Annotated in this window: 23 protein-coding genes, 2 tRNA genes and 1 other RNA gene; 15 read left to right on the forward strand and 11 right to left on the reverse strand. The window is 69.9% G+C overall.

The genetic code is table 11. The features are described 5' to 3' along the window. Window positions 1–185 precede the first annotated feature (185 nt). The 3 genes from VMD91_06250 to cysC all read left to right on the forward strand — a co-directional run bounded on the left by VMD91_06250 (window position 186) and on the right by cysC (window position 5,476). On the forward strand, window positions 186–2,762 hold the full coding sequence (locus tag VMD91_06250) for a BTAD domain-containing putative transcriptional regulator (protein HTW83648.1): 2,577 nt from the start codon (window positions 186–188) through the stop codon (window positions 2,760–2,762). An 84-nt stretch (window positions 2,763–2,846) separates the two neighbouring features. Next, entirely contained in the window at window positions 2,847–3,647 is an 801-nt protein-coding gene (gene cysD / locus VMD91_06255; GenBank protein HTW83649.1) for a sulfate adenylyltransferase subunit CysD, read from the forward strand. After that, window positions 3,647–5,476 (forward strand): adenylyl-sulfate kinase, encoded by a 1,830-nt coding sequence (gene cysC / locus VMD91_06260; GenBank protein HTW83650.1) that lies wholly within the window; start codon window positions 3,647–3,649, stop codon window positions 5,474–5,476. Before cysD ends, cysC begins: the two co-directional genes overlap by 1 nt. A gap of 18 nt (window positions 5,477–5,494) precedes the next feature. Here cysC and VMD91_06265 read toward each other — a convergent pair whose 3' ends face one another. Continuing rightward, entirely contained in the window at window positions 5,495–7,558 is a 2,064-nt protein-coding gene (locus tag VMD91_06265; GenBank protein ID HTW83651.1) for a prolyl oligopeptidase family serine peptidase, read from the reverse strand. A gap of 66 nt (window positions 7,559–7,624) precedes the next feature. Between VMD91_06265 and VMD91_06270 the strand changes: the two genes are divergently transcribed. The 3 genes from VMD91_06270 to VMD91_06280 all read left to right on the forward strand — a co-directional run bounded on the left by VMD91_06270 (window position 7,625) and on the right by VMD91_06280 (window position 9,114). Next, window positions 7,625–7,697, forward strand: a tRNA-Ala gene (locus tag VMD91_06270). 174 nt (window positions 7,698–7,871) lie between these two features. Continuing rightward, complete coding sequence (locus VMD91_06275) at window positions 7,872–8,633, forward strand: extracellular solute-binding protein (protein ID HTW83652.1); 762 nt, start codon at window positions 7,872–7,874, stop codon at window positions 8,631–8,633. A gap of 46 nt (window positions 8,634–8,679) precedes the next feature. Further along, on the forward strand, window positions 8,680–9,114 hold the full coding sequence (locus VMD91_06280; protein HTW83653.1) for a hypothetical protein: 435 nt from the start codon (window positions 8,680–8,682) through the stop codon (window positions 9,112–9,114). Window positions 9,115–9,127: 13 nt separating this feature from the next. Here VMD91_06280 and VMD91_06285 read toward each other — a convergent pair whose 3' ends face one another. After that, window positions 9,128–9,511 (reverse strand): DUF202 domain-containing protein, encoded by a 384-nt coding sequence (locus VMD91_06285; GenBank protein ID HTW83654.1) that lies wholly within the window; start codon window positions 9,509–9,511, stop codon window positions 9,128–9,130. A gap of 23 nt (window positions 9,512–9,534) precedes the next feature. Further along, complete coding sequence (locus VMD91_06290; GenBank protein HTW83655.1) at window positions 9,535–11,001, reverse strand: hypothetical protein; 1,467 nt, start codon at window positions 10,999–11,001, stop codon at window positions 9,535–9,537. A 79-nt stretch (window positions 11,002–11,080) separates the two neighbouring features. Between VMD91_06290 and VMD91_06295 the strand changes: the two genes are divergently transcribed. Continuing rightward, window positions 11,081–11,608 carry a formyltransferase family protein gene (locus VMD91_06295; GenBank protein ID HTW83656.1) on the forward strand — a complete coding sequence of 176 codons (528 nt, stop codon included), beginning with the start codon at window positions 11,081–11,083 and terminating at the stop codon, window positions 11,606–11,608. Here the strand turns inward: VMD91_06295 and VMD91_06300 are convergent. Both VMD91_06300 and VMD91_06305 read right to left on the reverse strand, forming a co-directional pair. Further along, a complete protein-coding gene (locus VMD91_06300; protein HTW83657.1) occupies window positions 11,605–12,798 on the reverse strand; it encodes a hypothetical protein in 1,194 nt (397 codons plus the stop codon). The genes VMD91_06295 and VMD91_06300 overlap by 4 nt on opposite strands. 157 nt (window positions 12,799–12,955) lie before the next feature. Then, complete coding sequence (locus VMD91_06305; protein HTW83658.1) at window positions 12,956–14,131, reverse strand: MFS transporter; 1,176 nt, start codon at window positions 14,129–14,131, stop codon at window positions 12,956–12,958. A gap of 83 nt (window positions 14,132–14,214) precedes the next feature. Between VMD91_06305 and VMD91_06310 the strand changes: the two genes are divergently transcribed. The 5 genes from VMD91_06310 (at window position 14,215) to VMD91_06330 (ending at window position 19,320) form a co-directional block, all read left to right on the forward strand. Further along, window positions 14,215–16,218, forward strand: coding sequence for an FUSC family protein (locus VMD91_06310; protein ID HTW83659.1), 2,004 nt, complete (start codon window positions 14,215–14,217; stop codon window positions 16,216–16,218). A gap of 47 nt (window positions 16,219–16,265) precedes the next feature. Beyond that, window positions 16,266–16,341, forward strand: a tRNA-Ala gene (locus VMD91_06315). Window positions 16,342–16,427: 86 nt separating this feature from the next. Further along, window positions 16,428–16,886: a ribonuclease E inhibitor RraB gene (locus VMD91_06320; protein ID HTW83660.1), complete on the forward strand. Its 459-nt coding sequence runs from the start codon at window positions 16,428–16,430 to the stop codon at window positions 16,884–16,886. 46 nt (window positions 16,887–16,932) lie between these two features. Beyond that, window positions 16,933–17,311: RNase P RNA component class A (gene rnpB / locus VMD91_06325), an RNA gene on the forward strand. A gap of 92 nt (window positions 17,312–17,403) precedes the next feature. Then, a complete protein-coding gene (locus VMD91_06330) occupies window positions 17,404–19,320 on the forward strand; it encodes a DUF2723 domain-containing protein (protein HTW83661.1) in 1,917 nt (638 codons plus the stop codon). On the opposite strand, the gene VMD91_06335 is transcribed toward VMD91_06330, so the two are convergent. Further along, the gene (locus VMD91_06335; GenBank protein ID HTW83662.1) at window positions 19,317–19,694 is read right to left on the reverse strand and encodes a DUF2203 domain-containing protein; all 378 of its coding nucleotides are present in this window, start codon (window positions 19,692–19,694) and stop codon (window positions 19,317–19,319) included. The two genes, VMD91_06330 and VMD91_06335, sit on opposite strands and share 4 nt — an antisense overlap. A gap of 2 nt (window positions 19,695–19,696) precedes the next feature. Here VMD91_06335 and rapZ point away from each other — a divergent pair, with 2 nt between their 5' ends. Together rapZ and VMD91_06345 are read left to right on the forward strand one after the other, a co-directional pair. Beyond that, complete coding sequence (gene rapZ, locus VMD91_06340; GenBank protein HTW83663.1) at window positions 19,697–20,551, forward strand: RNase adapter RapZ; 855 nt, start codon at window positions 19,697–19,699, stop codon at window positions 20,549–20,551. After that, window positions 20,548–21,906: a gluconeogenesis factor YvcK family protein gene (locus VMD91_06345; protein ID HTW83664.1), complete on the forward strand. Its 1,359-nt coding sequence runs from the start codon at window positions 20,548–20,550 to the stop codon at window positions 21,904–21,906. Before rapZ ends, VMD91_06345 begins: the two co-directional genes overlap by 4 nt. Here the strand turns inward: VMD91_06345 and VMD91_06350 are convergent. From VMD91_06350 to VMD91_06370, 5 genes are all read right to left on the reverse strand, one after another. Beyond that, the gene (locus VMD91_06350) at window positions 21,903–22,574 is read right to left on the reverse strand and encodes a hypothetical protein (protein ID HTW83665.1); all 672 of its coding nucleotides are present in this window, start codon (window positions 22,572–22,574) and stop codon (window positions 21,903–21,905) included. The genes VMD91_06345 and VMD91_06350 overlap by 4 nt on opposite strands. A gap of 79 nt (window positions 22,575–22,653) precedes the next feature. After that, window positions 22,654–23,442, reverse strand: a complete 789-nt coding sequence (locus tag VMD91_06355) for a hypothetical protein (GenBank protein HTW83666.1) — start codon at window positions 23,440–23,442, stop codon at window positions 22,654–22,656. A gap of 7 nt (window positions 23,443–23,449) precedes the next feature. Continuing rightward, window positions 23,450–24,571, reverse strand: a complete 1,122-nt coding sequence (locus VMD91_06360) for a glycerate kinase (protein HTW83667.1) — start codon at window positions 24,569–24,571, stop codon at window positions 23,450–23,452. Continuing rightward, a complete protein-coding gene (locus VMD91_06365; GenBank protein HTW83668.1) occupies window positions 24,571–24,915 on the reverse strand; it encodes a carboxypeptidase-like regulatory domain-containing protein in 345 nt (114 codons plus the stop codon). Before VMD91_06365 ends, VMD91_06360 begins: the two co-directional genes overlap by 1 nt. 15 nt (window positions 24,916–24,930) lie before the next feature. Further along, window positions 24,931–25,281, reverse strand: a complete 351-nt coding sequence (locus VMD91_06370; protein ID HTW83669.1) for a DUF5069 domain-containing protein — start codon at window positions 25,279–25,281, stop codon at window positions 24,931–24,933. An 82-nt stretch (window positions 25,282–25,363) separates the two neighbouring features. Between VMD91_06370 and VMD91_06375 the strand changes: the two genes are divergently transcribed. Next, on the forward strand, window positions 25,364–26,388 hold a 1,025-nt coding region (locus tag VMD91_06375; GenBank protein ID HTW83670.1), incomplete at its 3' end, for a cysteine synthase.

Genomic DNA, 26,388 nt, shown 5'->3' on the forward strand with positions numbered 1-26,388 from the left:
CTCCTGCCTTCCGACCTTCGTCTCAGTGCGCACCGGGACGTGACGCTCCACCTCCGGAATGCGCAACCATGGGAGTGCCGCGGCTGGGCATCATCGACCGCTATCGCCTGGCGTCGCCTCGCTTGGTGCGGTTCACGGCGCCGGCAGGGTGGGGCAAAACAGTCGCCGCCGAGCAGCTCGCTGCCTTGAGCCCACGCCCCGTCGTGATCGACTGCCGCGGCATGACGTCTCCCGCCGCCGTCCAGGACGCGGTCGCGAACGCCGCCGACGCATCCTTCATCACCCTCGACGCCGCCGAAGTGCTGCTCACGATGCCGGGCGGAGAGGCCGCGCTCAACGCAGCGATCGCCGCGGCGGCGCAGAGGGCCGTCATCGCCGTTACGTCGCGCACGCCGAGCGAGCTCGCCTTGCGGGACGTTCCGCCGCACGACGTGCTCGTCTTCGGTCGGGCGGACCTCGGTTTCAGCGACGAGGAGATTCGCGCACTGTGTTCGCCCGGCGAACTCGACGACGAGGCGCTCGCGCTCATCCGCACGCAGACGCACGGGTGGCCGGTCGGCGTCCTCTTCTTCGTCCGGCTCTTCCGCGAGGGTTCGCTGCGCGCGAGTCTCCACGATCTGACCGGACCGTCCTTCGCGGAGCTGCGCGCGTACGTCGCGAGCGAGGTCATCGCCGCGTGGCCGCCGGACGTGCGGCAACTGTGCGTCGCGTGCGCGGCGCTCGATCATCCGACCGCCGACGACCTGCGCACGCTGACGGGCTTCAGTCCCGCGCGGCTGCACAGCCTCGCCGAGACGAACGGGCCGGTGATCGCGCAGGCAGACGAGTTCCACATCATGCCCATCGTCGCGACGACGATTCGCGAGCTGCTGCCGGAAGAGGTGGAGGCGCTGCGCCGGCGCGCGCTGGAGAGCTGGCAGCTTGCGGGGCAGCATCTGCGCTGCGCGGAGATCCGGCTGGCCTTGGACGAGCCGGCAGCCGCGCTGGCCCACCTCGAGCGCATGGAACTGCCGCACCCGGGGGAACCGATCCCGCGACGTTACCTCGACGTCGTGCGAGCCCTCCCGATCGAACTGCTGCTGAGCTCGCGCACGCCGTTCTTTCTGCTGCTCAGCTGCCCGGTGACCCACGCGCACCCGGACGCGCTCGCCGCTGCGGTCACGGCTTTCACCGAACGCCTCTCCGGCGACGACGATCCGGGCGTTCGGTCCGGGGCGTTGGTGGCCGCCGGTACCCTTCAGCATTACCAGTGCCGGTTCGTCGACGCGCAGGCGATCCTCGACCTCGCGGCGCGCACGCTCGCCGATGAAGCGCCGGTCGAGCACCGGCGCGTGCTGACCGCAGTCCGCGCGGCGACCGCAGCGTGGCGCGGGCGCGTGCACGACTCCCAGCACGAGCTCGCCGATGCGGGCATTCCAGCCGACGGTCCGACGTACTTCGAGAACGAACGCTTCGAGATCGATACGACGCGCGCGATGCTCGCCGGCGTCGATGCAGCGGCGCTCGACCGCTGGGCATCGTGGGAAGAGGCCGCGCGCACGTGGCAGGACGACGACGTGACCGCGCTCGCCATTTCGTACGCGGCGTCGGCCGCGTGGCTCGGCGGCGACGACGCAACGTTCGCGGTACGCAGCGCGGAGATCGACGCACTGCACAGCCGCGGCCGCCAGCGCGACCAACGGCGGCGCTTCGCCGAAACGACGACGCCGCTCGCGGAACCGTGGACGACGCTGCGCCTCTTGGATGCCGCACTGCGGCTCGACGATCCGGTGTTCGCGCGGCGGCTCGCCGCCGTGGCACTGACGACTGCCCAAGCGTCGGGCGCGGTGGTCTGGATCACGGTCGCCGCGATCGTCAACGCGGCACTCGAGGACGACCCCACGAGTTTCCTGACGCTGGCGAAACAAGCCGCGGCGGCGATCGACGACGCCGCATTTCGGGCCGGGGTCGATGCGCTCGCGGCGGGGCGCGCGAACCGCACGGGGCCGCTCGCGCCGTTGGTCCGCCGCATGCGGCAAAGCAAAGCGACGCGGCTCGACGTGGTGCGGGTCGACGTCTTCGCCGGCGTGGCATTACGCCACGGCCGGCCCCTCCCGGTGCGAGACCGCGAGATCGAGCTCTTGGCGGCGCTCTCTTTGGCCGGCGGCAGCATCGACCGTGAGGTCTTGGCCGAGCGTCTGTGGGATGCGGTCGATCCGCAGGCGGCGCAGGCAGCCCTGCGCGCATCGACGCACCGGCTGCGACGCGACGTGGGCGACCGCGAGGTCGTCCAGGTCACCGGAAACGCGTATCGGCTCACCTGGCGGGTCGTGACGGACTTCGTCGAGGCCGAGACCGTCGTCGCCGGCCTGCGGCGGCTGGGCGACCTCACCGACTCCGATCGAGCCTGGTTGCGCCGCTGGTTGGGAAAGCTGACGGCTCCGACGAGCCCCGCGTACCTCCGCTGGCGATGGTTCGTCACCTACGAGCCGCGCGTCGTCGAGCTGCGCCACCACGTGGCGATGCTCATCGCCGAGGATCTCTTGCGGTCGGGCGACCCGGAGGGCGCCGTCAACGTCGCCGAGACGCTGCTGTACGGCGACCCGCTCGACGAGCCGGCCAACGAGTTGGCCATCCGCGCCAAGTTCGCCGGCCACCACCCGGCCGAGGGGCTGCGACGGTTCCGGCTGTATCGAGACATGCTGCAGCGCGAGTACCAAGCCGTGCCGCCCGATGCGCTTGCGCGACTGGCCATGGGCCGGCCCGAGCCACCCGGAACCTGATCTTCGCAGCCTTCGCGGACGATAGTGCCTTAAGGGGTATTCCGGCGCGGCGCGGGTCCGTGCCGACCCCGACGGAGATTGTTGGTGGACGACCTCGAACTCAACCGTTTGGAGAGCCAGGCGATCGCAGTGATCCGCGACGCCTATCGGCTCTTCACGCCCTCCTGCGTGCTGTGGTCGATGGGCAAGGATTCGACCGCCCTCTTGTGGCTGATGCGCAAAGCCTTCCTGGGTCCGATCCCGATGAAGGTCATGCTGCTCGATACCGGCATGGAGCTGCCCGAAGTCTACGCGTTCCGCGACCGCATCGCGGCCGAGTGGGGACTCGACTTCCAGAACGAGGAGTGTCCGTCCGAGGAGGCGTGCGACCCCAGCCTGCCGCCGCAGTCACGCGCCGCGGCGCGTAAGTCGGAAGGGCTGCGCAACGCGATCGCGACCGGCGGCTACCGAGCGGTCTTCGTCGGCATTCGGCGCGACGAGCAGGCCACGCGCGCCAAGGAGCGGATCGTCAGCCCGCGCGCGCTCGACGGGAACTGGAACGTGCGCGAGCAGCCGCCCGAGTTCTGGGGCTACACGCTGACCGACATTCCGCACGGCGGTCACGTGCGCGTGCACCCGTTGCTGGCGTGGACCGAGCTCGACGTGTGGCGCTACACCAAGCGCGAGAACATCCCGATCGTGCCGCTCTATCTCGCGCGCGACGGTTACCGCTACCGCTCCCTGGGCGAGAAGAACATCACCAAGCCGATCCCGAGCACGGCCGACTCGATCGACGCGATCATCGAGGAGCTGAGCACCACGCGCGAACCCGAACGCGCGGGCCGCACCATGGACCACGAGAGCGAGGCATCGTTCGAGCAGCTGCGCGCCGGCGGGTACATGTGATGACCGCGGAAGCGCGCGTCGTCGTGCTCGGTCACGTCGATCACGGCAAGTCGACGCTCATCGGGCGCCTGCTCTACGACACCGGGTCGCTGCCGGAAGCTCGCATTGCCGAGGTCATCGCCAGCAGCCGTCGCCGCGGCTTGCAGACCGAATGGTCGTTCGCGCTCGACGCGTTGCAAGAAGAGCGCGACCAGGCCGTCACCATCGATACGACCCGCGTCTGGTTCACCTTGAACGGACGGCGGTTCGCGATCATCGACGCGCCGGGCCACGAAGAGTTCCTGGCCAACGCGATGACCGGCGCCAGCGACGCCGACGCGGCGATCCTGGTCGTCGACGCCGAACGTGGCGTCGAGGACCAGACGCGCCGGCACATCTATCTCCTGGGCCTGCTGGCGATTCCCGACGTCATCGTCGCGCTCAACAAGATCGACGCCGTCGACGATCCGCAGCGCGCGATCGCGGCCGGCGAGGCCGCGCGCACCGCGCTCGAAGCGGTGGGCGTCGACGTGCGCGCCATCGTTCCGATCTCCGCGCGCGACGGCGACAACGTCGTCCAGCGCTCCGAGCGCACGCCCTGGTACACCGGTCCGACGCTGGCCGAACTGCTGGGCGGCATCACCGCCGCCGAAGACTCCGCCGAGCGCGCGCCGCTGCGCATGTGGGTGCAAGACGTCTACCGCCGCGCGGACGAGCGGCTCGTCGTCGGTACCGTGCGCAGCGGTCGCGTCGCCGTCGGCGACGTCGTGCGCATCGCGCCGTCGGGCGAAACCGCGACGGTCGCCGCGCTGCGCGGCTGGCCGCACGACCCGCACGAAGCGCGGGCCGGCGAGCCGGTCGCGCTCGTGTTCGGCTCCGCCGTCTTCGTCGACCGCGGCGACTTGCTCTCGCACGTCGATCAGCACCCGGTCACGGTCCGCTCGCTGCACGTGCGCGCCTGCTGGTTCGACCGCGAGCCGCCGCACGTCGACGAGACCGTGCGGCTGCGCGTCGGCAGCGCCGACGTCGCGGCGCAGGTGACCGCGGTGCTCGAAACCGTCGACCCGCGCACGCTGACCGCGGTCGAACGCAGCGGCGGGACGCGCGGCACCGTCTACGCGCTCGCACTGCGGACCGCGGTTCCGGTCGCGCTCGACCAGAACGCCCGCTGCGCGATCGAGCGCCACGGCGTGCCGATCGCCGCCGCCCACGCCGAGCAGCTGACCGCGCAGGGTGCGAACGTCTACGCCGCCTCGCACCTCATCGGCGCACCCGAGCGCGCCGCGCGCAACGGCTATGCGGGGCTGGTGCTCTGGATGACCGGTCTGCCGGGCGCCGGCAAAACGACGCTCGGTATGCGCGCGGAGCGCGAGCTGTTCCGGCGTGGCTTCAACGTCTACGTCCTCGACGGCGACACGCTGCGCTCCGGCCTCAACGCCGACTTGGACTTCTCGCCCGAAGGACGGCGCGAGAACATACGCCGCGTCGCCGAGGTCGCCAAGCTGCTGGCGGACGCCGGCAATATCGTGCTGGTCTCGCTGGTCTCGCCGGGCGCGGCCGACCGTGCGCGAGCACGCGCCATCGTCGGCGGCACGTTCCACGAGGCCTTCGTGCGGGCGTCCCTGGCGACGTGCGAGGCGCGCGACCCGAAGAGCCTCTACCGGCGCGCACGTGCCGGCGAGATCCAGGGGTTCACGGGCGTCGATGCCCCCTATGACGTCCCCGAAGCGCCCGACCTGGTGCTCGACACCGAGAGCGCCGACGTCGAGACGTGCGTCGCCGAGCTGATCGCCTACGCCAGCGGCGCGGCGCGCATCGCGGCGCTGCCGACCTCGCCGGCGCGCAGCTGAGTCACGCGGGTGCCGGCGCTACGGCGCCGGCATCTTCAGCGTGGCGACCAAGAACGTATACCGGTCCGCGACCTCGTCGATGATCTTCGCGGTCGGTTTGCCGGCGCCGTGGCCGGCCTTCGTGTCGACGCGCAGCAGGATCGGCGCGTCGCCGGCCTGCGCGTACTGGACCGCCGCGGCGAACTTGAACGAATGCGCCGGAAAGACGCGATCGTCGTGGTCGCCGGTCGAGATCAGCATGGCCGGATAGCGCGTGCCGACGCGCACGTTGTGATACGGCGAGTAGGCCAGCAGCGTGCGCACGTCCTCGGGGTTGTCCGACGAGCCGTAATCCGACGCCCACGCCCAGCCGATCGTGAAGCGCTGGAAGCGCAGCATGTCCATCACGCCGACCGACGGGAGCGCCGCGCCGAACAGCTCCGGCCGCTGCGTCACGCACGCGCCGACGAGCAGTCCGCCGTTCGAGGCGCCGTGGATCGCGAGTTTCGGCGTCGCGGTCCACTTCTCGGCGATCAGGTATTCCGCCGCCGCGAAGAAGTCGTCGAACACGTTCTGCTTGTGCTGGCGCACCCCGGCCTGGTGCCAGGCCTCGCCGTACTCGCCGCCGCCGCGCAAGTTCGCCACCGCGAAGACGCCGCCCAGCTCGAGCCAGACCAGCACTGCCGAAGAGAACGTCGGGGTGAGCGAGACGTCGAAGCCGCCGTAGCCGTACAGAATCGTCGGCGCTTCCCCGTCGCGCTGCAGGTCGCGGCGGCGCGTGATGATCATCGGGATGCGCGTCCCGTCCTTCGAGGTGTAAAACACCTGTTCGCTGACGAACGCGTCGGCGTCGAAGCGCAGCGGCGGCGAGAAGACCTGCGTCGAGCGCCCGCTCTCCACGTCGTAACGGAAGATCGTCGCCGGCCGGCTGTAGCTGGTGAAGCTGTAGAACGTCTCGCGGTCGTGGCGCTTGCCGGTGAATCCGGCGACGGTCCCGAGTCCCGGTACCGCGACCTCGCCCAGCGGCGTGCCGTCGAGCCGGTGGACCGCGACGCGCGCGACCGCGTCGCGCAGCCGCATGGTGACGACGCGATCGCCGACCAGGTGCGCGCCTTCGATGACGTCCGACGTCTCGGGGACGATCTCGGCCAGCGCGCGCGACTCCAGGTCGACCGAGACGATCCGGCCGCGCGGTGCCTCTTTGCTGCTCAGAAAATAAAATCGCGTCCCGTCGTTGCCCAGGAATTCCCAGCGCGCGTCCCCGTCGGGCAACAGCTCGACGATGCGACGGCCGGCGTTCAGCACCAGCACGAAGACGCGATTCTCCGGCTCGGTGCCGCGATTCGCGCTCACGACCAGGTACTGGCCGTCCTCGGTGGCGTCGGTGTGGAAAGTCCACTCCTTGTGGTCGGGCCGCTCGTAGACGAGCACGTCGGTCGACTGCGGCGTCCCCAGCCGATGGAAGTAGACCTTGTGGTAGTAGGTCGCGTCCTTGAACTGCGTCTCGGCGCGCGGCTCGTCGTAGCGCGCGTACCAAAAGCCCGACCCGTCGTGCTTCCACGCCGCGACGCTGAACTTCGCCCAACGCACGAGATCGGGCAGGTCTCGTCCGCTCGCGACGTCGCGGACCCGCCATTCTTGCCAATCCGACCCCGAGCTCGAGACGCTGTACGCGAGCCGGCTGCCGTCGTCGCTGAACGAGGCCCCCGAGAGCGCGACCGTCCCGTCGGGCGAGAACGTGTTCGGATCCAATAGCACGCGGCCGGGCTCGGCGAGGTCGCGCGTGACGTAGAGAACGGCTTGGTTCTGCAAACCCGTGTTGCGGAACCACGCGTAGTGCTCGCCGATCTTCTCCGGCACCGAGCGCCGCTCGTAGTTCCACAGCTCGGTCAGGCGGACGCGAATCTTCTCGCGGCCGGGCACGGCCGCCAAGAACGCTTGCGTGAGCGCGTTCTCTTCGCTGATCCACGCCTGCACCTGCGGCGAACCGACGTCCTCGAGCCAGCGGTACGGGTCGGCTACCCGGACACCACCGTAGTCGTCGATCTGGTCCACCCGCGGAGCCCGAGGATACGGTAGGGCTGAAGTCGTTGCCGAGGACATCTCCTCCCACCTATGCTCGGCGCGAGGCCTTTCCTCACCTGCACGGCGAAGAGGGGCGGCTGTTCGGGGGACGTAGCTCAGTTGGTAGAGCGCCTGCTTTGCAAGCAGGATGTCAGGGGTTCGAGTCCCCTCGTCTCCACAAGTTCGCCCTGGCGGCAGGCATCGTGCATCGCGACGCACGTCATACGTCGTCGACGTCGCCGATCGCGCGCACAGCCGCGCGCGGGCGCCGTGGGGCCTCAGGTTCGAGAACGGATTGCCGAAACGTGAGGACAGGGTGGTTGCTTCCTAGCCGCCTTTTCGAGGCATTTCCATGATCATGCGTTTCGCCGCCGTTCTCGGTGCCTTCGCCCTTGCACTCGTCCCCGCCGTCTCGGACGCGGCGACGACCCTGACGATTCTCGCACCGCCGATCTCGCAGTCGAGCCTCGATGCGATCATCAAGAACTACCAGAAGGCGCACCCCGACGTCGCGGTCACCGCACAATACGCGCCCAGCGTCACCAGTTTAGAAATGGTCAAGAAGAATCAGCCGGTCGATCTCATCATCGTACCGGACACGCTGGTCGACAAGAACGCGCCGCTGTTCAGCGGCTCGGCGCTGGCGTTCCAGAACCACACCATCGTCGTCGTCGCGAAGAAGTCGGAAAGCAAGATCCACACGCCCAAAGACTTGGGCAACAAGGGCGTTCGGGTCGGCGCGGGCACGTCGGGATCGGTCGTCGAGGCGTATCAGGACCAGACGCTGCGCAACCTCGCGCGCACCTACGGCGCCGACTTTCCCGAGAAGTACAAGGCCAACACGGTGACCACCGCGGCGCTCTCGACCAAGTTCTACCCGCAGATGGACGAAGGCGTGATCGACGCCGCGATCGCCCTCTCGTCCGAGGTCACGCCCAGCGACACGAAGTACGTCGTCGTGGCGCTGCCGGCCGACACGACGGTCACCAACCGCTACATGGTCAACGTCGTCAAGAACGGCGCGCACGTCGACGCCGCCAAGGAGTTCATGGCCTATGTCTCCGGCTCCGACGTCCAGGCGATCTGGCGCTCGAACCACTTCGATCCGAAGTAGCGCCCGTGGGCACGGCGCTCGCCTCGCGGCGAGTGCCGTCGCGCTCGTGCTGGGCAGCACGCCGTACGCTCAGGCCGGCCAGAAGCCCGGCCCGTGGCATTACCGCTCGATCCCGTGCGTCGACACGACCGTCACCTCGGTCGAGCCGCGGCTGACGACCGACGGCCGTACCACCTTCACCGCGCGAGACTTCGACGCCAGCGGAGTCGAGGTCGTGTTCGCGACCACGCTCGGCTCCGATCCGGCGCAGAAGCCGGCACCGGTGGTCGTCATTCACTACGAAGGGACGGCCGGCAACGACGTCATGCGGCGCGAGCATCCCGGCGACCGCGTGCAGGTGTGTTTCTTGGGCGGCCCGGCACCGAGCGAGACGTGCGATCCGGACACGGACCCGCGCGAGCGGCAGTACCGCGTGTACGACTACCGACAGCACGCGGCGTACACGGGGATGAACAGCGAGCACGGCTGCGGCGGCGCGTAGGCCGGCACGTGGCTCAGCGTACCGTCGGCAAGACGAACGCGATGATCAATCCGATCGCCGCGATGACGGCGGCTCCGAGGAGCGCCGTGCGATCGCCGAGCGGCGCGACCTGATCGCGGCGCAAGGCGCGCGCGGTGACGACGTACCGGTAGCCGCCGTACAAGCCGCACGCGGCGCCGAAGACCGCCATCGCCGAGCCGAAGGCGGCCCCGATGCCGGTCTGCGGCGGCAAGGTCAAGTGCACGAGCGCCGCCGCCTCGCGCACGTACAGCGTGAAGCGCGCGATGACGAAGCCGAACGCGATGAACGCCAGCGCCGTCCGCGCGTAGGCGAGGAAGGTGCGTTCGTTGGCCAGGACGTCCGTCGCGCGCAGATCGCTCACCGAAGTGCCGGTCACGATAGCACAGTCGCGCGGTTTTTTCAACGACGCCGCCAGCGGGCGTCGGCCGGATCGTACTCCAGCACGACGTCGGGATGCACGGAGACGGAAACCACCCGCACGCGCGCGTGCGCGTAGGCGTAGAACAGGCCGGCCACGCTGATCCCTTCGGGTCCCGTGCCGTCCGGTTCCAGCCACGGCTCGGCCGTCCGCGTCGCGACGGTCGCATTCTCCGCGACGCCGGCGACCAGACCGTGGCGCAGTGCCTGTATGAAGGCGCGCTGCGCGACCGCGTCGGGCTCCAGCTCGCGCACGACTCGCACGTTGGTGGCCTGCGTCATCGCCGCGACCAAACCGATCGCCACCGCTCCGACGACCGGCGCGACGCGCGGGAAACGGCCGCGCGCGGCCAAACAGACGGCGACCAGAATCAGCGCCGCGCCGAAGTACTCGCCGAAGACGGGCAGGTACCCCAGGCCCAGGCGCAACTCGTGTTGGTACTTCACCAAGATCGCGACCGGCGCGGCCAAGAGCAGCACGACCAGCGCGCCGATCGCCGCCAGCGGTCCGGCGCGCGCGGCGTCGTCGAGCCGTCGCAGCGCGACCCACGCGGCGACGGCGAACGCCGCGACCAGCAGCGGATCGACCGGCGCGTTACGCCAGAAATCGTCCAGCGAGGAACGGCCGAAGATCCCGTTCGGATCGGCCGCCCAGTACACGAGCGGAAACGCGGCCGCGACCTGATCGAAGGCCGCGACGAGCAGCGGCACGGGCGCCAGTGAGAGCGCATAGCTCCCGTGCGGCGGAAAGGCCAGGTGCAGTGCGACGCCGAGCGCCATCAGCAGCGCGCTGAGCGCGAGAAACGGCGCCGCGCGACGCAGCGCGACGGCCCAGCTCGGCGTCCGCGTTCGCGCCAGCGCGAGGTAGAGCAGCCCGAAGGCATACACCTCCTCGTAGGTCAGCCCGGCCACGACGGCCAGCACGAACGCCACGGTGCGCCGGCCCGTACCCGCCCCGGCGAACGCGAGCAGCGAGAGCAAGACGGCGATCGCGACCACTTGGGGCATCCCGTTGTAGGCCAGCAGTGCATCGTGATAGGCGCGCTCTTGCAGGATCGCGCAGACGACGAGCGCGGCGAGGTTCGCCACGCCGAGGCTGGCGTAGACCGCGACGCAACGCCGAAACAGCTCGACGGCCACCAGCGTGAGCACGATCAGCAGCCACTTGTACGCCAGCACATCCGTGAAGGTCGCGAACACCCAGAACTTCTCGACCACCAACCCCGGGTAGAAGCGAGCGTTCCCGAACAGCCACAACGCGAAGGCGTGCTGCATGATCGCGAGCAGCGACTCGTGCCGCAACGCCAACCAGCCGGGCAGCGCCCAATAGTAGGCGTCGTCGGCGTACCAGCCGGTCCGCAGCGAGGGCGCTATGACGACGAAGCCCAACAGCGCGACGACGAACGGGAACAGCAGGCCGCCGGCGGCGTCGATTCGATCGCGCCTCACGTTGCGCACGGCTTCGCGCAGCGCTCCTGAAAGCCTCGAAGCGGAGGCACCGGCGCCGGCGGTTGAGAACGTCGGCTGCGTGCACCCCGTCCGGCCCAACCCACAGCTGCAGCCCATCAAGATCGAAGGCGAGGGCCCGGTCTACGAGGGCGTGGTCGCACTCTGCGAGGGGCGCGGCTACCGCGTCGTCGGCGAGGGCGACGCCGCGCTGTTCGTGTTGGCGGCGACGACGCGCATCGTGCGCAAGGCCGAGTACAGCGCGCCGCCATTGGGAACGCTGTGCTTCCATCCGAGCCTCTTGCCGCGGCATCGCGGGCGCGACGCGGTGTATTGGACCCTCAAGCTCGGGGAGATGGAGACCGGCGTCACCTGGTTCTGGGTGACCGACCAGGTCGACGCGGGCCCGATCGCCGTGCAACGCGCGTTGGCGATCCCGTCCGGCATCCGGCCGCGCGACCTCTACAACGAGTACCTCGCGCCGCTCGGGGTGGACGCGTTCGCGGACCTGCTGCTCGATCTCGAAGCCGGAATCGTCCGCCGCGTCGAGCAGGACGAGCGGCTCGCGACCTACGAGCCGCCCCGAGAACGCAAGCCCGAGAGCGCTTAGCCGGCGAGCCGGCCCTTTTCGCGCTCGAGCTCGCGGTCGCGCCGCACCTCGAACGTTCCGCTGACGGTCTGCGGAACGCGCAGCTTGCGCAGGTCGAACGCGGAGCGATACGCCGCCGGCACTTCTTCGACTGCGTAGATCCGCCACAGGCTGTCGTAGTCGGTCACGCTGACGGTGCGGAACGGCGGCCCGGCGACGCGCGTGAGCCGGTGCTCGTCGACGTCGTCGAGCAAGAACGAACCGTCCGAAAGCCGGAAGCCGTCTTGCAGCCAGCCGCCGTCACCGGTGTAGCGGTGCACGACCTGGAATCGTTCGTCGAGCAGCAGCAGCTCTTGCGCCCAGCTGTTGGCGAGCGACCAGCCGCCGGGGATGCGGCGAATCGCGTGCGGGCGCGCAAGCCCGTCGATCAGCACCTCCGGCGCGCGCTCGGGAGCCGCGCGGTCGATGCGCAGCAACATCCCTTGATGGAAGAGCGTCGTGAGGACGAAGCGCTCGTCGTCGTCGGCGAACGCGACGCTGTTCAAGTGCGTGGTCTGATACCGGGTGTGATATTGCACGCCGCGATGATCGGTGCCGCGACCGCTCTCGCGCACGTGCCCGGACGGCGCCGTCGCGAAGCCGTGCTCGGGGGCCCACCACTGCCAGATCGTGTTGCCGTCCAGGTCCACCTCGACGATCCCGTCGCTTCCCGTGCACGCGACCAGCAGCCCGCGCGAGCTGCGCACGATGCCGTGGCAGTCGTTGAAGGCCGGGTTCGAGATGCGCCGCACGATCCGCGAGGGCGTGGAGCGCACGTCCACGACGAAGATGCACGCCGACTCGCCGTCGGCGACGTACAGGACGTCGTCGGCAAAGGTGAAGCCCATCGGCGTCACCAGGCCCTCGCCCCAGTTCTCGCGCCAGGCGACGGTGCCCGCGTCGAGATCGTAAATGACGAACGTCCCGCGAAAGGGACGCTCACCGACCAAGTTCGAGCGCACGTCGTCGGCGGCGCGCGCGACGTAGTCGTCCTTCCGCCACGTCAAGGGCAGGTCGCGCGGCGTCTCGGTCGAGCCGATGTTGAGGGTCGCGCTGGTGCTCCGCTTCGGATCGATGCGCGCGCCGGGCACCGGCGGAATGCCGCCTTCGATGCGCCAGCGCCGACGCAGCAGGTCGAGTCGTGTCGAAACGACGGACGCGGCTACATACACGAGTCAGATCCCCGCATCGTTCGAGCCGGAGAAGCACACTGCATCATCACACCCAGTCTGACAGATCCACCGGTCATGAGCGCCTGCCGGGGACATCCCCAGCATGCGGACCGCACGTTTGCTTTGTCAAGAGCCGCGGAGTACGTGTGGTCTTGCTTCAGAGTATCGGCAGCTTTGCCGCGAGAACGCATTTGCCAAGGATCACACCAAAAATAGCTACGATCACCGCCGCGATGAGGATCGGCGCGAAGGCCACCGCCGGGACGTGGGTCACGTCCCACGACGCGCCCGCGAGCAGCGTCGTGACGAACGCGATCGCGTACCCGAGCGCGAATGTGCCGCCGGACACACGTGCCACGTCCTCGGGCGCTGCGAGCAGGGCCGGCATCGCGAAGCTCAGCGTGAGCACGTACGCGGCACACAGACCGAACAGCCCCGATGCGACCAGCTCGCCCGTCGCGCCGCCCCAGATGAACGCGCACAGCGCGCCGAGCACCAGTCCGGCGACGAACAGCGAGCTGACGGGGCGCCCCAGCAGGCGCAGTGGGATCAGGCCGACCAGCAGCGAGGCCGGCAGCTGACCGACGTTGAGCACGCTCAGCGCGGGTCCGACCAAATGGGGCTGGCCCGTCGCGTGCAGGTAGTCGGGGATGAAGGTGTTGGCACCGAAATAAGCTAGGCTCGCGGACGATTGAAACACGCCGATCTGCCACACGCGGCGATCGCGCAGGTCGGGAAACCAGCGCGAGCCCGGTGCGGGTCGCTCGTTGCCGCCCAGCGGCACGAGCAGCACGGCGAACGCCGTCACCACCACGAACGCGCTCCACACCGCCAGCGCGCGTTCCCAACTCCCGCCGAGCAGCGGCACGACCAGCGGCAGCGTCAACGACGCCGGGATCGCCTCGCCGATCAACAGCCCGTTGGCCCAGATGCCGGTCGCCAGCGCGACGCGGCCGGGGAACCACGCGCGCGAGAGCGCGGCCAGCGTCGGTTGACTGATCGCGATGCCGAGCCCCATCACGATCGTCATCGTGAACAGCATCGGAATCGACGGGCCCACGCCGCGCAGCGCGGCCGGCAACGCGATCGCGAACAGGCCGGCGCCGAGCGCGCGCCGCGGCCCGAGCCGCGAGACCAGCAGCGAGCCGAAGACCGACGCCAGCGCCATCACCAGCACCGGGAGGTTCGAGAGGGCGGCGATCCCCGACTCGTCCAGCCGCAGGGCGCGATGGATCGACGGGATCAAGGGCGGAACGGCCAGTAGGGTGAGGCGCAGGTCGACGCCGGCACACCACAACACGGTCCCGCGGGCGAAACCGCGCGCGTCGGGCATGAGCCGTCCTCTCTCGCCGCCGAGCTGACGCTCCCTCCGAAGGCGAGCGTGGAATCGCGGCAGCGGCGGGGAAGGCTGTCCGCGTGTGGCGGACCGCTCCGATCTGGGCGTGGGATCGCGTGATCGCCTCGGACCCGGGGCTCACGCGACTCGCTACCGCCGTGCGCACGACCCTCTCGGTGGCGCTTTCGGTGGTCGTGGTCGGCACGTTGGCCAGCGCCTATCACTTCTCGCCCAGCGTGACGGTGCTGGCGGCGATCGTCGCGATGCAGACGGCGATCGCGGTCAACGATCCGCACCCGCGCGGCACGACGCTGCTGGTGCCGATCCCGGGCGCGATCGGCGCGGCGTTGGGCACGCTCGTCGCGGGCCACGCCGTCGTCGGCGACGTCCTGTTCCTGATCGTGCTCTTCACCGCGGTCGCGATCCGCGCGCGCGGCCCGCGCTGGACGGCGTTCGGCACGATCGCGATGATCACGTACTTCCTCACGCTCTTCTTCGGGGCCACGCGCGAGGAATTGCCGCAGCTGATCGTCACCATCGTCATCGCCGCGCTGCTGACGTACCTGGTGCGCTTCGTGCTCTTGCCGGACCGGTCGGATTGGCTCGCGCAACACACGCTCGACGCCTTCGTCGCGCGCGTACGTCTGGTCGCCGGCGCGTCGCTCGACCTGCTCGCGGCGAGCGACGAGGAGCGCGCGCTGCAACGCCTCCGGCGCGTCGTCGAGCAACTCAACGCCACGGCGCTGACGATCGAGAACCGGTTGCGCGCGGGCGACAGCGGCGACGTCGAAGAGGTGCGCATCGTCTTCGACGCGGAGCTGGCGGCGGAAAACCTCGCCCAAGCGGCGATCCGGCTGCGCCGTTCCGGCGCTCCGACCTCGCGTGCGCTGTGGCTGGCGCTCCGGGCGCTGCGGTCGAGTTCGCCGCAGCGTGCCGCGCGGATCGCCGGCCGGGTCGACGACGACGCCGGCGCCGGCGCCGAAGCTCGCGAGCTGGCGACGGCGATCTGCGACTTGGTCGCCTCGGTCGCGCAGGTGCGCTCGACGGTCGAACGGCTGGCGGTGACCGACCAGCCGTGGGGGGCGGGAGCCGGCGCCCAGCAGCCCGCGCTGCGGCAGGCGGTCCAGATCACCGTCGCGTCGGCGGCGTCGATCGCCGTCGGCGAGCTGCTCTCACCCTCGCGCTGGTTCTGGGCGGTGCTGGCCGCCTATTTCGTGTTCAGCGGCACCGCCTCGGCGGGCGAGACGCTCGCGCGCGCCTGGCAGCGCACGATCGGCACCGCCGTCGGCGCGCTGGCCGGCATCCTGCTGGCGCACCTGCTGCGCGGGAACGAGATGCTCGACGTCGCGGCGGTCTTCGTTTTCCTCTTCTGTGCGATGTACACGCTGCGCATCTCGCAAGCCGTGATGATCTTCTTCATCACCGCCGACCTCGCGCTGCTCTACGCACTGCTCGGCAGCTTCAGCAACCAGCTGTTGGAGATTCGGCTGGCCGAAACGGCGATCGGCGCGCTTTTCGGCGGGCTGGCCTCGACCCTGATCTTTCCGACGCGCACCGCCGACGTCATCGCCTCGAGCGCACGCGACGCGCTCGAGGGCGCCGTCGGCGCCGTCACGGCCACGATCGACAAGCTGCTCGACGCGCGCAGCACCGAAGACCCGATCGACGCCGCGCACGAGCTCGACGATCGCATCCAACGCTTCGTCGTGCGCGCGCGTTCGATCGTCTCGGCGCCGGCCGCCGTCACCGGAGCCAGTCACGACCTGCGGCGCTGGATGTACTCGCTCGCCCAGTACAGCTACTACGCGCGCAACGTGGCCAGCCTGGTCGATCGCGAGCCGGGCCTAGCGCAGGGCCGTGCGGCCGAGGCCCTGCGCGAGCTCGAGCCGGCGATGCTTGCGAACATCGCCGCCGCCCAAGCGTGGCTGGCCGATCACAAGGACCACGCCACCGTCGACACCGCCGCGCAGTTCGACGCGATCCGCCGCGCGCAGCCCGACCTCACCGCCGAAGCTCACTTGCTCGAGCGCCTCGACCGTACCATGGCACGCCTGGCACGCGAGGCGGGCACGCTGGTGCGCTAGCGGGGCAGGACCCCAGGCCCGCCGGCGTGAACGGTCGTCGGTCGCCCGGGGGATTAGCTCAGTTGGTAGAGCACCTGCATGGCATGCAGGGGGTCAGGAGTTCGAGTCTCCTATCCTCCACCAGTCGCCGTTGGCCCGCGTTCGTGCGAATGCGGGCCTTTCGTTTCGCAGAGCGGTAGCCCGTGGTGCTGTCGGGGAAGAGCAGGCGCATGACCATCTCCATCGTTTTGGTCGTGGTGATCGTCGCGGCCATCGCGATCGCGTGGGTCGCGGTACGGCGCGAGCATGTCCCGGCGCGACCGGAGCGCGCGACCACCACCGTCGTTCCGAACGAGACGAGCGCCGACGCGCAGATCCTCGAGCAGTTACGACTCGCCGGCGCCGACCTCACCAAACCGACGGAGCTGCGGTACTATCTCTACGTCCCGACGCGTGCGCAGGCGGAGCAGGCCGCGGCCGAGCTCGTCGCGCGCGGCTACACGCCGGAGCTGCGCGCACCGCGGGGCCTGCGCCCCGACGGCAAGGTCGACACCGAATGGGCCGTGATCGCGGTCGAAACGCACGTCCCCTCGCCCGAGCACGTCGGCGCGTCACGGATCCTCTTCCACCGCCTCGCGACGACCTTCGGCGGCGTCTACGACGGCTGGGAGGCCGCCGTCTCACCCTGAGCGCGCCCTTGTCACGCCGGCGCGCGTCGGCTATCATCGAGCGCGCGGAGGGCGCTGGGCCGTCGCGGCGCAGGTGCGTCGAGGAACGTCCGGGCTCCATCGGGCAGGGTGCAGGATAACGTCCTGTCGGGGCAACTCGAAGGAAAGTGCCACAGAAACATACCGGACAGCTTCGCCCGGTGCATGCCGGGCGAAGCCTCTAAGGGTGAAATCGTGCGGTAAGAGCGCACGGCGCTCCACGGTGACGTGGGCGCGGGTAAACCCCACCTGGAGCAAGACCGCTCGATTCGGGCTCTTCGGAGCTCCCGCCGGCCCGGCGGAACGAGCAACGTCGCAACGAGGTCGACCGTGAGGCCGGCCCCAGAGAGATGACGGCCACCGCCTTCGGGCGGAACAGAATCCGGCGTATAGGCGCTCCTCCGCGCTTTGCTCTTCGCCAGGAAACGCTCCGGCTGCCGGTGGAACGCCGGCAAGGGTGCGGCGGTCCGTCGAGCGTGTTCTGCGCGTGCTTCCCGCGGTGCTGTCCTTCGTATTGCCGCTCGCGGCATATACGTGGTCGATCTCACCGTGGCCGGACGGCTGGGACTACGGCGAAGCGCAAACAGTGCCGTATCTGGCGGGCATCTTCCACCCGACCGGCTTCCCGCTCTACACGATCGTCGGCTGGCTGATCTCGCACGCGCTGCCGATCTCGAGCGTGGCGTGGCGCTTGAACCTGCTCTCGGCGCTGTCGGTCGCCGGCGCGTGCCTGGCCGTCTACGCCCTCGCGCGTGGGTTCGGTGCGCACCCGCTCGCCGCGCTCGGCGCGGCGCTCGTGTTCGGCTTCTCGCAAGAGGTGTGGCTGCGCGGCATGCGCGCCGACGTCCACGCGTTCGTCCTGGCCGCGATCGGTGCCACGCTGGTCGTTCTCCAGCGCGCGCTGCTCGAGCGTTCCACGCGCGCATTCGTCCTCGCCGCGGGGCTGACCGGCTGCGGCTTGGCCATCCATCCCAACGCGATCTGGCTGCTGCCGGGGCTCGCGCTCGCCGCCATCGTGCTTCGGCGCGCGTTCACGCCGCGCATCGCGGGCGCTTCGCTGCTCGCACTGCTCGCGCCGCTGCTCTTCTATGCGTATTTGCCGTTGCGCGCTTGGGTCATCGCCGCGCAGCATCTCGACCGCAACGACGCTCCGCCGCTCGACGGCGCCGGAACGTCGGTCTACGGCGCGGTTCATCCCGACACGTGGTCCGGCTTCGTCACCGAGATTTCCGGGTCGCAGTTCGGCGCCGCTTCGTTCTTCTCGCAGTCGCTCGACCCGCGCCAGTGGTTCACCGACGCGCTGCAATGGGCGGCGCAAGCACAGCTGCGCTTGACGACGATCGTCGCGGTGCTGGCGTTGTGGGGCATCGTCCTGATCGTCATGCGACTGCGCGCGCTGCTGCCGGTGCTGGTCGGCGGCTTCGCCTCGGTGCCGTTCGCATTTGCGTACATGCCGGTCGAGCCGGATTTCGCACGCTACTTGCTGCCCTCGCTGCTGGTCGCGACGGCAGCCGCCGCCGGGATCACGCAGGCCGTCCGGACCGGCCGGCCGCGCGCGGTCACCACGGGGGTGCTCGTCATCGCGCTCTTCGGCGCCGCCGCCACGCAGCTCGAAGCGAACCGGAACTTGCTCGGGTATCACGACTCGCGCAACGCGCAGGACACGATCGATGCGGTCGCCGCGCACACACCGGACGGCTCGATCGTGATCGCAGAGTGGCTCGACGGCGCGGCGCTGCTGTACGGCGAGTACGTCACCCACGAGCTCGGCGCGCGCAGGGTCTTCATCGGCTGGCCGACGGACGTCCCGGCGACCCTTCGACGCTGGACGGCCAGCGAGCGCGTGTTCGTCGACGCCGACTTCGTCCTGCGTCCGCAGGTGCGGCACGTCGTGCCGCCGGCCTGGCTGCGCGATCGGGGACGGTGGCACGACCAGCAGCTGCTCGAGGTCGTGCCCCGCTCGGCCCCGACCGCAACCGGTGGGGCCCGACACCGGTCAAGCCGAATGATGGCTACCGTGGCCCACTTTTCCAAGGACATGACCGTCGAGCAGGCGTTCAAGACGCACGCCGGCGCACGCCGCGTTTTCGCGCGCTTCCACCTGGGCGGCTGCTCGCACTGCTCGATCTCCGAGACCGAGACGATCGAACAGGTCAGCGAAGGCTACGGCATCCCGCTCGGCCTGCTGATGGACGATCTCGAGAAGCTGTTCGACCAGCCCGCGCTCGAGGTCGGCGACACCGTCAAGCTGCCGGACGAGATTCGGACCAAGATCCCGCAACTGGCCTCGGTCCCCGAGTTCGGCAAGGTCACCGACCTGGCGGCCGGCGCCTACACGGTCGAGTTCGGCGAGGTCCGCCTGCAAGGGCTGGCCGAGGACTTCATCAAGGTCGATCCGGCCGCCGTCCCCGTTTAGAGAAGTTTGCGGTCGGCGAAGCTTTCGTCGGTCCCGTGCCAGTGGGTGAGCTCGCGCTCCCCGGCCTTCCAGCAGAGATAGACGGGGCGTCCCTCGCGCATCGACGGGAAGTCGAGCAGCCCGAGGTCGAGGTCTTTGACGACGCAGCCGTGCGCTTCGATCCGGTTGATCAGGCGCACGATCTCGGCTTTCAGCTCCGCGAACGCGCGCGAGCGGCGGCGCTCGCGGTTGGCGTCGGCGCGCCCGATGTGCAGCTCCGGGTCCGTCTCCAGCAGCCGGATCGCCAAGTCGCGCCGGCGCGTCCACAGCTCTTCGAGCAGCGGCTCCAGGACCGGAATGAGGGCATTGGCCTTCTCAGCAGAAAAGAGCTTCATCGATGCGTCGTCTCGTCATCGTAACGGGGCTCTCGGGCGCGGGCAAGAGCCAGGCGATGAAATCGTTCGAGGACTTCGGCTTCGCCTGCCTCGACAATGCGCCGCCGGTCATGGCCGTTCCGTTCGTGGCGTTGGCGCGCGAGGGCGGCCAGCGTGACGCCGCGCTCGCCCTCGACGTGCGCACCCTCGGTCCGTTCGGCGATCCGGTCGCCGCGGTCGAGGCGCTGCAGGCCGGCGGCCAGCACCCCGAGGTGCTCTTCCTCGACGCCGACGACGCCACGCTGATCCGCCGCTACAGCGAGACGCGCCGCCGCCACCCCTATCACGAGGACGGGGCCGGGCTGGGCGAGGCGATCGCCGCCGAGCGCACCGCGCTGGCGCCGCTGCGCGACCATGCCGACGTCGTCTGGGACACCAGCCGCATGACGCTCGGCGAGCTCAAGGAGCGCATCGCGACGACGTTCGTCGGCGGCGAAGCGCGGCGGCTGCGCGTGGCGATCGTCGCCTTCGGTTTCAAGTACGGCCTCCCGCTCGACGCCGACCTCGTCTTCGACGTGCGCTTTCTGCCCAACCCCAATTACGTCGAGGCGCTGCGAGACCTGACCGGCTACGACGGCCCCGTCGCCGCTTACCTCGAGGCGGTCCCCGACACCGACGCGTTCCTCGAGCGCGTCTTGCCGCTGCTGGATTTCCTCATCCCGCGCTACGCGCTGGAAGGCAAGTCGCAGGTGCGCGTCGCGATCGGCTGCACCGGCGGGCGGCACCGCAGCGTCTACCTGGGCCGGCGCATTCAGCAGCACCTCAGCGAGACGACCAGCGCGATCGCCACCTTCGACGCGCGGGATCTGGCCCGATGAGCGCGCGGCTGCGGCGCTCGCTCACGCTGGCGCGCTGGCTGCTGCCGGGGCTGGGCGTGAAACGGTGGCTGCTGCTGGCGGTGATCGGCACCGCCTTGTTCGTCAACGGCATCTCACGCTACCTGACCGATCAGGGACAAACGCTGCGCGTCAACGAGCTGGTCGATTCGCTGGTCGCCGAGTTCTTCGCCCCGGTCTACCTCTCGTACGTCTTCATCGGCGTCGGTGCGCTGTTGGCGGCGTTCGGGATTTGGCGCTGGCTGACCGCGATCGTCAGCGCGGTGACGCCGCAAGGCTCGAACCGCATCCTGGACGCGGTCATGCAGCGCCGCTTGCAGCAGGGTTACCGCATCGTCGTCGTCGGCGGTGGCACCGGCCTCTCGACGATGCTGCGCGGCCTCAAGAAAGTCACCACGAACTTGACCGCGGTCGTCACCGTCACCGACGACGGCGGCTCCTCGGGGCGGCTGCAAAAAGAGTTGGGCGTGCTGCCGCCGGGCGACATCCGCAACTGCCTGGTCGCGCTCGCCGACGACGAAGCGCTGGTCACCGAGCTGTTCCGCTACCGCTTCGCCGAAGGCGAAGGCCTGAGCGGTCACTCGTTCGGGAACCTGTTCCTGGCCGCGATGACCGGCATCACCGGCAACTTCGACGAGGCGATCAAGGTCTCGAGCCGCGTGCTCAACGTCAAGGGCCGCGTGTTGCCCTCGACGCTCGCGGCGGCGCGCCTGTGCGCGCAGCTCGACGACGGCACCATCGTCGAAGGCGAGTCGCAGATCTCGTCGGCCGGCGGTTCGATCGCGCGCGTCTTCCTCGATCCGCCGTTCGCCAAGCCGCTCGAGGACGTCGTCTCGGCGATTCGCGAGGCCGACGCGATCGTGCTCGGGCCCGGGTCGCTGTATACCTCGATCATGCCGAACCTGCTGGTCGACCGGGTCGCGCGCGAGATCGAAGCGTCCAACGCGGTGAAGATCTACGTCTGCAACGTCATGACGCAGCCGGGTGAAACCGACGGCTACACCGCGGCCGACCACGTGCGGGCGTTGACGCAAGGTTCGGACGCGAAGCTGTGCGACGTCGCGATCGTCAACGATGAGCTGCCGCGCAAGCTGCGCGACGCCTACGCCGTCGAAGGACAGCTGCCGGTGCGGGTCGACGAGGACGCGCTGCGCGCGCTCGGCGTGCGGGTGGTCAAGGCCGACGTGATCAGCGAGACGTTGACGGTCCGCCACGACCCCGACCGCTTGGCCGCCGTCGTCATGGCGGTCATCGACGAGGCGGTCGCGGCCCGTGCCTCGTACGTGCGCTTCCGCCCCAACAGCGGCGGCACCGCGGCCGGGCCCGCCACCGCCTAGCGGATCGCGAACCGCACCGCGTACGCTTTGTCGGCGTCCGTGTCGAGCTCGATCTGCAGCCGGTACGAACCCGTCTTCGGCAGCGCGTACGGCCGGCCGGGCGTCACCTCGGCGACCGCTCCCGCGTCGTCGGCCGGATACACCAGCACGTGCACGGGCGCGCCGGCCTGCACCACCGAGAGCGTCAGCCGCTGGCCTTTCGCGCCGCTGAACGCGTAGGAGTCGTACCACCCCGACGAGGCGCTGCCGCGCAGCACCGTCGACGACGCGCCGGCCGCGAACCGGATCGGGACGCCGTCGGGCTTCTCCGCACCGGTGTCTCCGCGCACGCGCTCGGTGCGTGCGTCGCGATACGCGCCGTTCCGCCAAACCGCGGTCGTCACGTCCACGACGAGCGCGCTGTCGTGCGCGGTGAAAACCAGCGCGGGCAACGGCGAGCCGGGCTTCGTTCCGGCGCTGATGCCGAAGGTCGCGTACAGGAGCTTCGCCGGACGACCGAAGCGCACGACGTAATACGGGCAGTTCTGCGCTCCGCAGATGCACGAATCGTCGACCGACGCCAGCGCGACCTCGTCGCCGCCGATCGAGCCCAGCCGCTGGAACGTCGCGCCCGCAACCGCGCTCGTCAGTTGCGCCCCGGTGCAGCCTGCACCATCGCCTGCGGTCACGATCAAGCTCCGCAAGGTCGCGTGCCGCGCATCGAGTGGCGCCACGGCGACGCTCATGGCGAGGATGAGTACGAGCACGTCAGCGGATACTCAACTCGAGCGAATACGGATACATCGGCTTCGGCGGCAATTCTGATCCGATGAACATGGCTGGACCGACGCGAACGTCATAGGCCCCTGACCTCGGAATGATGTACGGGGCCCGCCCGAACGGGTAATGTGTCGGATAGAGGAACGCGAACGAGTCGGACGACGTGTCGTCAGCGCGCACGATCGCTACGTCCAGCGGCGTCCCGGACCGCACATGCGAAACGGCGACCCGTTGGCCACGGCGCGCGTAGACCCGGTAGTCGTCGCCCCAGTTCATCCCGAGTCGCCCCCGCAGGAGCGCCGCCGACGTCCCTGCCCGAAAGCGGACCGTGACGAGCCAAGGTGCCCGGGTCCCGTCAAATCGCAGACGGTTCGACGAGGCTTCGTGATACACACCCCTACGCCAAACCCACCGCTCTTCGTTCGAAACGTAAGCGCTGACATGGTCGACGACGATCAACGTATCGAGTGGCCGGGCGGGAATCGTCCGCAACGTCGTACCGAACACTTGCCCGATTTCGGTAGCGACGTGCGCGTTCAGCTGCAAGATGTGGAACGGGCAGGCGGCGGCCCCACAATCTCCGCAGGGGTTCGTGAGGTATTCGAGCACGACCACGTGTCGGCCGTCGAGCTCACCGATCGGATGAGCCGCGTAGCGCGGAATCGTGCCCGGGTGATCGACGCAGCTGGGCATGTGTGCGAGAAACGTGCGAATCTCTGCTTGCTCGGCGCGCGAGAGCGTCACGGAAAGCGCTGCGGCGAGGACGAACGTGAGCATCGCGCGACTAACCTCCGTAGAGGAGCGCGACGGTACGGGCCGCCGCTGCGCGCAGGTTCGGCGCGGCGTCGCGCATCGCCCGCGCCAGCGTGACCGGCCCGGGCACGATCGGGACGCAGCGCACGCCGCGCGCGCGCAAGGCCGCCTCGGCGCCCAGGTCGACGCTGCCGCCGAACGCGATGATCGGCACGCCGGCCGCGCGCGCCACGCCGGCGACGCCGTCGACGACTTTGCCGTGCAGCGTCTGCTCGTCGATCCGTCCCTCGCCGGTGAAGCACCAGTCGGCGCCGCGCAGCGCGCCGGTGAGCCCGCGCACCTGCGCCACCAGCGCGACGCCGGACTCCAGCCGCGCGCCGCAGGCGCTGGCCAGACCCCAACCCAGGCCCCCAGCCGCACCGGCGCCCGCCAGATTCCGCACGTCGTGCCCGGTCGCGGCGGTCATCGCGTCGGCGAGCCGTGCCAGCACGCCGTCGAGGAACGCCACGTCGGCGGGCGTCGCGCCCTTCTGCGGACCGTAGATCGCCGCGGCGCCGTGCGGACCCAGCAGCGGGTTGTCGACGTCGCACGCGATCGCGAGGTCGACGCCCGCCAGCCGTGGGTCGAGCCCGCCGAGGTCGACGCGTGCCACCCCGGCGAGCGCCGCCGGCGTCGCGTCGAGCTCGGCGCCGGCGGCGTCGAAGTAGCGCACGCCGAGCGCGGCCAGCGCGCCGGCCCCGCCGTCGGTGGTGGCGCTGCCGCCGATGCCCAGCACGATCGTGCGCGCGCCGCCGTCGAGCGCGTCACGCACCAGCTCGCCCGTCCCGCGGGTCGACGCGCGCCGCGCGTCGCGCTTGCGCCGGCGCAGCAAGACCAAACCGGAGGCGGCCGCCATCTCGAGCACCGCCGTGGCGCCTTCGCGCGCATAGGTCGCCTCGACGGCGTCGCCCAGCGGACCGTGGACGCGCACGCGGCGCGCGCTCGCGCCGCCCGCGAGGAACGCGGCGACGGTGCCGTCGCCGCCGTCGGCCATCGGCACCAGCACGCACTCCGCGTCCGGCGCGACGTCGCGCACGCCGGCTGCCAGCGCGGCGGCGACTCCGGCGGCGTCGAGGCTCCCTTTGAACTTGTCGGGAGCGACGACGATCCGCACTACTGCTTGGTCAACGGAATGTCGACCTCGACGATCTGGCCGGCGACGAGACTTCCGTTCGCCTCCGGGATCGCGCCGAGCGAATATCCGCTGGGCGCGCTCGCGGTCAGGTCGTACAGCCCCAGCGGGATGTTCGGGATCGTGTAGTGACCCTGGGCGTCGGTGGTCGCGGTGTCGATCGCGTCGACCGTCACCACGACGCCGGCCACGCCCACGTTGGACGCGGCGTCGTACGCGCGGCCTTGGATGGTGCCGTAGTTCTGGGCGGGCGGAATCTGCGGCCCCCCGCAGGCGGCGAGCAAGACGGCCGGCGCGAGCAGGCAGACGAGAGGAACGCGGCTCACGCGCGCGCCGTTCCGCTAGGCGACGACGACGCCCTCTTCGGCGTCTTGGCGATCCAAGTTGCCGGTCTTCTCGTCGAGTAACCAGCGGTTGGCTTCCTGCTGGCGCGCCTCGGGGACGCGGGCCTTCAGCCAGGCCAGGATCTCGTCGTCGGTCTGACACGTCTCGAGGGCGGCGTCGAACATGCGCGCCGTGATCCCCCAGCGGTCGAACACGCCTCGGTCCATCGGGCAGGGATAGATGTAGTCGTGAATGGTCCCGTTTCGGGCGGCGCGCGCCTTGTCGAACACCCGCGTCAACCACAGGTATCCGTCGAGCGCGTCGCGACCGCGACGCGGAAACTCACCGTTCCGAAAATCGGTGGCCATGTTATCCTTCTTCCCCGAACGAGACCAAGCTATCCCTTCTGACGCAGGCAGCGCCCGCGGAGTTGCGGAACGCCGCCGGGCTATGGCTCTGACCGAACCCCGCCAGGCGACCGGGATGACGTATTACGAGAACGCGCTCGACGCCGTCGGCCACACCCCGCTCATCCGTCTGCATCGCGTGATCGACGGTGCGGCGTGCTTCGTCTTGGCCAAAGTCGAATACGTGAATCCCGGCGGGTCGGTCAAGGATCGTCCTGCCGTCGCGATGATCGAGGACGCGGAGCGCCGCGGCATCCTCAAACCGGGCGCCACCATTATCGAGGCGACCTCGGGCAATACCGGTACCGGCCTCGCGATGGCGGCCGCGATCCGCGGCTACCGGTGCATCCTGGTGATGCCCGACAAGATGTCCTCGGAGAAGATCGACCTGCTCAAGGCGTACGGCGCCGAGGTCGTGATCACGCCGACGAACGTCCCCAACGACTCGCCCGAGTCGTACTACGGCGTCGCGAACCGGCTGACGGCCGAGATCCCCGGCGCGATCCAGCCCGACCAGTGGCACAACGCGATGAACCCGGGCGCGCACTACGTCACGACCGGCCCCGAGATCTGGGAACAGACGGCCGGCAAGATCACCCACTTCGTGAGCGGGATGGGCACCGGCGGCACGATCTCCGGCACCGCGCGCTACCTCAAGGAAAAGAACCCGCGGCTGGTCGTCGTCGGCGCCGATCCGGAAGGTTCGATCTACAGCGGCGACACGCCGAAGTCGTACAAGGTCGAAGGGATCGGGATGAGCTACCTCCCGCAGACCGTCGACATGCGCGTCATCGATCAGATCATGCGCATCACCGACAAGGACAGCTTCCTCATGGCGCGGCGGATCGCGCGCGAGGAAGGCTTGCTCGTCGGCGGCTCCTCGGGTACGGCGGTCGCGGCCGCCGTGCGCGTCGCGCACGACCTCCCGGCCGAAGCCGTGATGGTCGTCATGATGCCCGACTCGGGACGCGGCTACATGTCGAAGATCTTCAACGACGAATGGATGCGCGTCAACGGCTTCCTCGAGGACGAGCGCCGGAAGGAGACCGTCGGCGACGTGCTGCGCAC

Origin of the sequence: Candidatus Sulfotelmatobacter sp. (assembly GCA_035504415.1) — a bacterium.
GTDB lineage: Bacteria > Vulcanimicrobiota > Vulcanimicrobiia > Vulcanimicrobiales > Vulcanimicrobiaceae > Vulcanimicrobium.